General features: G+C 65.5%; 8 protein-coding genes. All 8 read right to left on the reverse strand.

Going from position 1 to position 7,792, the window contains the following annotated elements; all coding sequences use genetic code 11:
* Positions 1–3 precede the first annotated feature (3 nt).
* Positions 4–1,155 carry an RIP metalloprotease RseP gene (gene rseP, locus XI08_RS36790; protein WP_027545783.1) on the reverse strand — a complete coding sequence of 384 codons (1,152 nt, stop codon included), beginning with the start codon at positions 1,153–1,155 and terminating at the stop codon, positions 4–6.
* A 44-nt stretch (positions 1,156–1,199) separates the two neighbouring features.
* Entirely contained in the window at positions 1,200–2,423 is a 1,224-nt protein-coding gene (gene dxr, locus XI08_RS36795; protein ID WP_271578163.1) for a 1-deoxy-D-xylulose-5-phosphate reductoisomerase, read from the reverse strand.
* Positions 2,424–2,427: 4 nt separating this feature from the next.
* The gene (locus XI08_RS36800) at positions 2,428–3,270 is read right to left on the reverse strand and encodes a phosphatidate cytidylyltransferase (RefSeq protein WP_271578164.1); all 843 of its coding nucleotides are present in this window, start codon (positions 3,268–3,270) and stop codon (positions 2,428–2,430) included.
* The gene (locus XI08_RS36805) at positions 3,267–4,025 is read right to left on the reverse strand and encodes an isoprenyl transferase (RefSeq protein ID WP_027545780.1); all 759 of its coding nucleotides are present in this window, start codon (positions 4,023–4,025) and stop codon (positions 3,267–3,269) included. The genes XI08_RS36800 and XI08_RS36805 overlap by 4 nt, the downstream gene beginning before the upstream one ends.
* Before the next feature lie 10 nt (positions 4,026–4,035).
* Entirely contained in the window at positions 4,036–4,599 is a 564-nt protein-coding gene (frr, locus tag XI08_RS36810; protein WP_027545779.1) for a ribosome recycling factor, read from the reverse strand.
* A 68-nt stretch (positions 4,600–4,667) separates the two neighbouring features.
* The gene (pyrH, locus tag XI08_RS36815; protein WP_027545778.1) at positions 4,668–5,384 is read right to left on the reverse strand and encodes a UMP kinase; all 717 of its coding nucleotides are present in this window, start codon (positions 5,382–5,384) and stop codon (positions 4,668–4,670) included.
* Between the two features lie 58 nt (positions 5,385–5,442).
* The gene (gene tsf, locus XI08_RS36820; RefSeq protein WP_027545777.1) at positions 5,443–6,366 is read right to left on the reverse strand and encodes a translation elongation factor Ts; all 924 of its coding nucleotides are present in this window, start codon (positions 6,364–6,366) and stop codon (positions 5,443–5,445) included.
* Positions 6,367–6,499: 133 nt separating this feature from the next.
* Complete coding sequence (locus XI08_RS36825; protein WP_271578165.1) at positions 6,500–7,495, reverse strand: 30S ribosomal protein S2; 996 nt, start codon at positions 7,493–7,495, stop codon at positions 6,500–6,502.
* Between the last annotated feature and the right edge of the window lie 297 nt (positions 7,496–7,792).

Raw genomic sequence — 7,792 nt, forward strand, 5'->3', positions numbered from 1 at the left:
CTATCAGGAAGCCGCCATCCGCAGGATGTCGTTGTAGGTCGCAAACACCATCAACATCAGCACCAAACCAAGCCCGATTCGGAACCCCATCTCCTGCGTCCGCTCGGACAGGGGCCGGCCGCGGACCACTTCCGCCGCGTAGAACATAAGGTGACCGCCATCCAGCAGCGGGATCGGGAACAGGTTCAGCAGGCCGATCGACACCGACAGCACCGCACAGAGGTTGATCACGAACTGGAACCCGGCGCTGGCCGCCTGCCCCGACATCTTCGCGATTCCGAGGACGCCGCTGACCTCGTTGGGATTGCCGTTTCCGACAAACAGCGAGCCCAGGAACTTGAAGGTGCTGGTGATGATGAACCAGACCTGCTCGACCCCGATCTTGAGCGCCTCGCCGACACCGACCGGCGTGGTCGAGGCCTCACCAGCCTGGGACTTGTGCTCGACGCCCAGCACGCCGAGGCGGTGGCTGTTGCCGAACGGATCCTTGCGCTCGAGCAGCGCCGGCGTCGCGGTCAGCGACACGATGGCGCCGTCACGCTTCACCTGGAAGGCAAGCGCCGAACCGGCATTCATCGCCACGATTCGCTGCATGTCGGCAAAGCTCTCGATCGGCTTGCCGTCGATCTGGACGACGACGTCCCCGATCTTGAAGCCGGCCACAGCCGCCGCGCCATCGGCGACGACGCCGTCGACGCGCGCGATCGTGCTCGGCTTGCCGTAATACAGGGCCATGCCGGCGAAGATCAGCGCGCCCAGAATGAAATTGGCGATCGGTCCGGCCGCGACGATGGCGGCGCGCGGGCCGACCTTCTTATGGTGGAAGCTGCCTGCGCGCTCCTCGGCCGTCATGGCCGCGAGCGTCTCGGCCGACGGGGTCGAGGCCTCGCTCTCGTCCCCGAAGAACTTGACGTAACCGCCGAGCGGGATCGCCGAAATCTTCCAGCGGGTGCCATGGCGGTCATTGAAACCGACCAGCTCGGGCCCGAAGCCGAGCGAAAAGGTTAACACCCGAACGCCCGCCCAGCGCGCGACCAGGAAATGGCCGAGTTCGTGGAAGAACACGACGATGGTCAGGACAAAGAGGAAGGGAACCGCGTAGCCGAGGAGCCCATGGCTCAACGTATTGAAACTATGGACGAAAAAGTCGATCATCGAATTCCCTTATCCAGCGCCGCAAGGCCCTGGCCCCGAACCATCTAGGATGCCTTTAAGGCAATTTGAGGCAATAGGGCGGCAGCTCTATTTCGAGCAACATGGTCAACGGAGATTGCATCGTCGGCGGACGTCAGGGGCGCCTGGTTCCCACCCCGGATCCAGTCCTCCAGCGTCGCTTCCACCAGCCGGGCAATCGCGCCGAACCGGATCTTGCCGGCGATGAAGGCGGCGACCGCGACCTCGTTGGCGGCATTGTACACCGTGGTCGCCCCCTTCCCGGTCCGGAGCGAATCGTAAGCCAGCCGTAGTCCGGGGAACCGCTCGAAATCGGGCGCCTCGAAGGTCAGCTGGCCGATCTTGGCCAGATCGAGTTTGGCCGCCGGTCCCTTGATGCGGTCGGGCCAGCCGAGGCAGTGGGCGATCGGCGTGCGCATATCGGGAGAGCCGAGCTGGGCCACGACCGAACGGTCGGAGAACTCGACCATGCCGTGGATGATCGACTGCGGATGAACGAGAACGTCGATCTCGTCCGGCGAGAGCGCAAACAGATAGGAGGCCTCGATCACCTCGAGCCCCTTGTTCATCATCGAGGCGGAATCGATCGTGATCTTCTGGCCCATGCTCCAGTTCGGATGCTTCAGCGCCTGGGCGAGTGTCGCCTGCTCGATGTCGGCAGGCTTCCAGGTCCGGAACGGACCGCCGGAGGCCGTGATGATGACACGGACCAGTTCGTCGCGATTGCCTGAGCCGAGCGCCTGGAACAGCGCATTGTGCTCGGAATCGGCTGGCAGGATGCAGGCGCCGGCTTTCGCCGCGCGCTGCATGAAGAAATCGCCGGCGCAGACGAGGCATTCCTTGTTGGCGAGCGCGACATGTGCGCCGCGATCGACGGCGGCGAGCGCCGGCTTCAGTCCGGCGGCGCCGCTCACGGCGGCCATCACCCAATCGGCCGGACGCGCACCCGCTTCGATCACCGCGCTTTCGCCGGCGCCGCATTCGGTGCTCGTACCCGCCAGCGCCGCCTTGAGCTCGGCGAACTTGGAGGTGTCGGCGATCGCCACGAAGCGCGCGGAAAACTCCTTCGCGAGCTTTGCCAGCGCTTCGACATTGCCGTTCGCCGTGAGGGCCTCGACGCGGTAGCGTTCGGGAGAGGCCCGCAGCAAATCCATCGTGCTGTCGCCGATCGAGCCGGTGGCACCGAGAACCGTGACGCTGCGGACGGCAGACGCCGCAGCCTTGTTATTACGCAATGGGACCGCGCTCATATCCTCACCAAACCACAAGACCGCTTCCGGCGCTATGCACACCATGGCGGAGAAAGCCGATAATCCATGCCGCCAGGATGGCGGCGACAAAGCCGTCCAGACGGTCCAGTAGACCGCCATGACCGGGAATTAAGTGACTGGAATCCTTGACACCGAAGCGCCGCTTCACGGCGGATTCGAAGAGATCGCCGAGTTGCGAGACCACCGACAGGACGGCGCTGACGAGCAGCAGTGGAACCGCCTTCCCGAGCCCGCAAGCCGCAAAGCCCGCGGCAACCGCAAGGCTGGCGGCAAAGCCGCCGAGGGCGCCGGCCCAGGTCTTCTTCGGGCTCACGCGCGGCCACAGCTTCGGTCCGCCAATGCCGCGGCCGGCGAAATAGCCGCCGATATCGGTCACCCACACCACAAGCAGCACGAACATCAGCGCGGCAAAGCCGTTCACGAGATCCTGCCGCACCAGGATCGAGGCCAGCAGCGCCGCCGATGCATAGGCGAATCCGGAGGCCGCCCAGACGAACTTGCCGCGCGCGATCAGCGTCACGATGGCGCCGCCAACGAGGCCGGTGACGACCGCGGTCTTGAGCGCGCCGAAGGCGACGCAGAAGCCCATGATGGCGAGGACGATCGTTCCGGACGCGGTCAGTGCAACGGACCCCGCGCCCACCACCATCAGCCATTCCGCGAACAGCCCGATCGACACCAGGGTGACGAGGAGCGCCCACAGCCAGCCGCCGGCATAAGCGAGCGCAATGGCAAGCGGCGCCAGCACCAGCGCTGCGAGGACCCGCATCACGAGATTGCTCGGGGCAGGCTTCGCGCCAGCCGGTACGGTTTCGGGTTCGCTCACGAGGCGGTTTTCGCAACCAGGCCGCCGAAACGGCGCTCGCGCCTGGCAAATTCGGCGATCGCGCCTTCCAGCGCCGCCTTGTCGAAATCGGGCCAGTGGATCGGCACGAACACAAGCTCGCTATAGGCGGCCTGCCACATCAGGAAGTTGGACAGGCGCTGCTCGCCGCTGGTGCGGATGATGAGATCGGGATCGGGAATGTCGGGCGCATCGAGATGCGCGCCAAGCGTCTCGGCGTCGATGGTGGCAGGATCGCGCCTGCCCTCCGCGACCTCGCGCGCGAGCTTCTGCGCCGCTTTCGCGATCTCCTGCCGCGAGCCGTAGTTGAAGGCGACGACGAGCGTCAGACGCGTGTTGTCGCGCGTCAGTTCCTCGGCCTCGTTGAGCAGCGCGCAGATGTCGCTCTCGAGCCCTTCGCGCTCGCCGATGATGCGGACCTTGACGCCGTCGCGATGCAGGCTCGCGAGATCGTTGCGGATGAAGCGCCTGAGCAGGCCGAACAGATCGCCGATCTCGCTCGCCGGGCGCGACCAGTTCTCCGAGCTGAAGGAAAAGATGGTGAGATAGCGGATGCCGAGCTCGTGCGAGGCGCGCACCACGCGGCGCAAGGCCTCCACGCCGCGGCGATGACCTTCAGCCCGCGGCAGACCGCGCGCGGCCGCCCAACGCCCGTTGCCATCCATGATGATGGCGACATGCGCAGGCGCGTCGGACCGGTCGGGTCCTTCCGTTGCGGGCGCGGCGGCGTTGGACATGACGGCAGCCTCAGACGGTGAGGATTTCTTTTTCCTTGGCGGCCAGCAGCTGGTCGATCTCGGCGATCGTGCCGTCGGTCGCCTTCTGCACCTCGTCGGCATGACGCTTCTGATCGTCCTCCGACATCTCGTGATTCTTCTCGAGCTTCTTCAGAACGTCGAGGCCGTCGCGGCGGACGTGACGCGTGGCGACCTTGGCGGCTTCCGCGTATTTGTGCGCGACCTTGACGAGCTCCTTGCGCCGCTCCTCGTTGAGCTCGGGGATGCGCAGGCGCAGCACCTGGCCTTCGGTCGCGGGCGACAGGCCGAGATTGGAATCGACGATCGCCTTCTCCACCGCCTTGACCATCGACTTGTCCCAGACCTGCACCGAGATCAGGCGCGGCTCGGGCACGCTGACGGTGGCGAGCTGGTTCAGCGGCATGTGGCTGCCATAGGCCTCGACCTGCACCGGATCGAGCATCGAGGCGGAGGCGCGGCCGGTGCGCAAGCCGCCGAGCTCGTGCTTGAGGGACTGGACGGCGCCTTGCATGCGGCGCTTCACTTCGTTGAGGTCGAAATTACCCGTGGGCATCACGTTTCTCCTTCAAAATCCCGGCGACCTCACCGCGCCCCTCCCTTCAGGGCGCGCCAGATGAGCCGTCAGCCGGCGACGATGGTACCGTGGCCGATGCCACGCAGAATCGCACCGATCGACCCCGGCTCCGCGATCGAGAACACGATGATAGGCAGCGACGTCTCGCGGGCAAGCGCGAAGGCGGTCGCATCCATCACCTTGTAGCCGCCCTCGATCGCCTGCGAATGCGTCAGCCGGTCGAACCGCGTGGCGGTCGGATCCTTCTTCGGGTCGGCCGAGTAGACGCCGTCGACATTGGTGGCCTTCAGGACCGCCTGGGCGCCGATCTCGGCGGCGCGCAGCACCGCGGTCGTGTCGGTGGTGAAGAACGGATTGCCGGTTCCGCCGCCGAGCAGCACGATCCGACCCTCGGCGAGGTATTTGTGCGCCGCAGTCCGGGTGAACAGCTCGGAAATCTCGGGCATGACGAAGGCCGACAGCGTGCGCGCCGGCGTGCCCTTGCGCTCGATCGCCGCTTCCAGCGCGAGGCAGTTCATCATGGTGGCGAGCATGCCCATGGTGTCGCCGGTCGGGCGCGAGACGCCGCGGGAGGACACCTCGACGCCGCGCACGATGTTGCCGCCGCCGATCACGACCGCGACCTCGGTGCCGAGATGGCGGGCGGCGATCAGATCGTCCGCAACCCTGTCGACGGTCGGCTGATCGATGCCAAAACCCTGCTGTCCCGCGAGATATTCGCCGGACAGCTTGATCACGACGCGACGATAGACCGGATCAGTCATGAGCACTTTCCTCGTCCGGGCGCCGCTTCCGGCGGCACGCCGGAAGGAACGTTCCGGCTTACTTCTTGCCGCTGGCCGCAGCGACCTCGGCTGCGAAGTCGCTTTCCTGCTTCTCGATTCCCTCACCGAGAGCATAGCGCACAAAGCCGGCAATCTTCACAGCCCCGCCGACCTTGCCTTCGGCTTCCTTCACCGCCTGCGCCACCGACTTGCCGGTGTCGTGGATGAAGGCCTGCTCGAGCAGGCAGACTTCCTTGTAATAGGTCTTGAGGCCGGACTCGACGATCTTCTCGATCACGTTCTCGGGCTTGCCCTGCTGGCGATATTTGTCGGCGAGCACGTCCTTCTCGCGCTTGACGACCGCCGGATCGAGGCCGGACGGATCGAGCGCCAGCGGGTTGGCGGCAGCGACATGCATCGCGATCTGGCGGCCGAGCGCGGCAAGCTCGTCGGCCTTGCCGGGCGATTCCAGCGCCACGATCACGCCCATCTTGCCGGCGCCGTCGATGACCGCACCGTGGACGTAGTGCGACACCACGCCCTGGCTCACTTCGAGCGAGGCAGCGCGGCGCAGCGTCATGTTCTCGCCGATGGTCGCGATCGCGTCATTGATCGCGGTTTCGATGGTGACGTCACCGACCTTGGCGGCCTTGATCTTCTCGACATCGGCGCCGACGTCGAATCCGACCTGCGCGATCATCTTGACCAGGCCCTGGAACTGGCCGTTGCGCGCGACGAAGTCGGTCTCGGAGTTGACCTCGACCACGACGCCCTTGGTGCCCTTGGTGAGCGCGCCGATCAGGCCCTCAGCCGCGACGCGGCCGGACTTCTTGGCGGCCTTCGACAGGCCCTTCTTGCGCAGCCAGTCCTGCGCCGCTTCCATGTTGCCGTCGTTTTCGGTCAGCGCGGCCTTGCAGTCCATCATGCCCGCGCCGGTCGACTCGCGCAGGTCCTTGACCATCGCAGCTGTGATCGTTGCCATCGTTGAATATCCTTTGTGCCTGCCGGTTTGCCGCGGCGCGGCATCCAATTGCCCCGCCGCGGTCCATCTCAGGGATTCGCGTCAACTGAAATGGTGGCCGGAATCTATCCGGCCAACCCATCGCTCTTTTTGACTATTCCGCTTCCGCGGTCAGCGCCTTGGCCTTGGCCACCCAGGCATCCGCGCGGCTCGGCAGACCGACCTCTTCACCGATCGCGTGCGCGGTGTCGTGGTCGAGCTCGGCCAGCTGCCAGAAGTGGAAGATGCCGAGGTCGTTGAACTTCTTCTCGATCGCGCCCGACACGCCCGGGAGCTTCTTGAGGTCGTCGGCGGTGCCGCGGGGACCCGCAAGGCCCTGGAAGCCGCTCGAGGAAGCCGCCGGCAGCTCTTCGGCGAGCGGACGGGCCGAAGCACCGACGTCGATGCCCGAATCACCCTGGGCGCGCGAGATGCCGTCGATCGCCGCACGCGCAATGAGATCGCAGTACAGCGAAATGGCGCGGCCGGCGTCGTCATTGCCCGGCACCACATAGGTGATGCCCTTCGGGTCCGAATTGGTGTCAACGATCGCGGCAACCGGGATGTTGAGGCGCTGGGCCTCCTGGATCGCGATGTCTTCCTTGTTGGTGTCGATCACGAAGATCAGGTCGGGCAGACCGCCCATGTCCTTGATGCCGCCGAGCGAGCGGTCGAGCTTGTCGCGCTCGCGCTGAAGCGTCAGGCGCTCCTTCTTCGTGTACGAATTGGCTTCGCCGCCCGAGAGCACGTCGTCGAGGTGACGCAGGCGCTTGATCGAGGCCGAGATCGTCTTCCAGTTGGTCAGCGTGCCGCCGAGCCAGCGCGAATTGACGAAATACTGCGCGCAGCGCTTGGCCGCGTCCGCAACGCCGTCCTGCGCCTGGCGCTTGGTGCCGACGAACAGGATGCGGCCGCCCTTGGCCACCGTGTCGCTGACCGCCTGGAGCGCGTGGTGCAGCATCGGCACGGTCTGCGCGAGGTCGACGATGTGGATGTTGTTGCGGGTGCCGAAAATGAACGGAGCCATTTTCGGATTCCAGCGGTGAGACTGGTGACCAAAGTGCACGCCAGCTTCCAAAAGCTGACGCATGGTGAAATCGGGTAGCGCCATCGTTATAATTCTCCGGTTGGTTCCTCCGGAAGCGTGTGAGCAAAACGGAGCGTTGTCGCCCCGGCTGCCACCGGACGGCCTTGTGAGCCATGCTTCCGTGTGAGATGGCGCGCTATATAGCGCGATTTCGGCCAGAAGCAAGGAAATAAGGGCCGTTCGCGGGCGGTTTTCAACCGCGAACGGCCCCCTTCCGTAAAGCCCGCACCACGCCCCAGCGCTGGATCAGCACCTGACTAGCACCTGACTAGCACTTGGGCTGGTTCGGCGGGCACTTCTTGGCTGCCGCCGGCGGCGGGG

This window comes from Bradyrhizobium sp. CCBAU 11361 (genome assembly GCF_028128935.1).
Lineage (GTDB): Bacteria > Pseudomonadota > Alphaproteobacteria > Rhizobiales > Xanthobacteraceae > Bradyrhizobium > Bradyrhizobium niftali.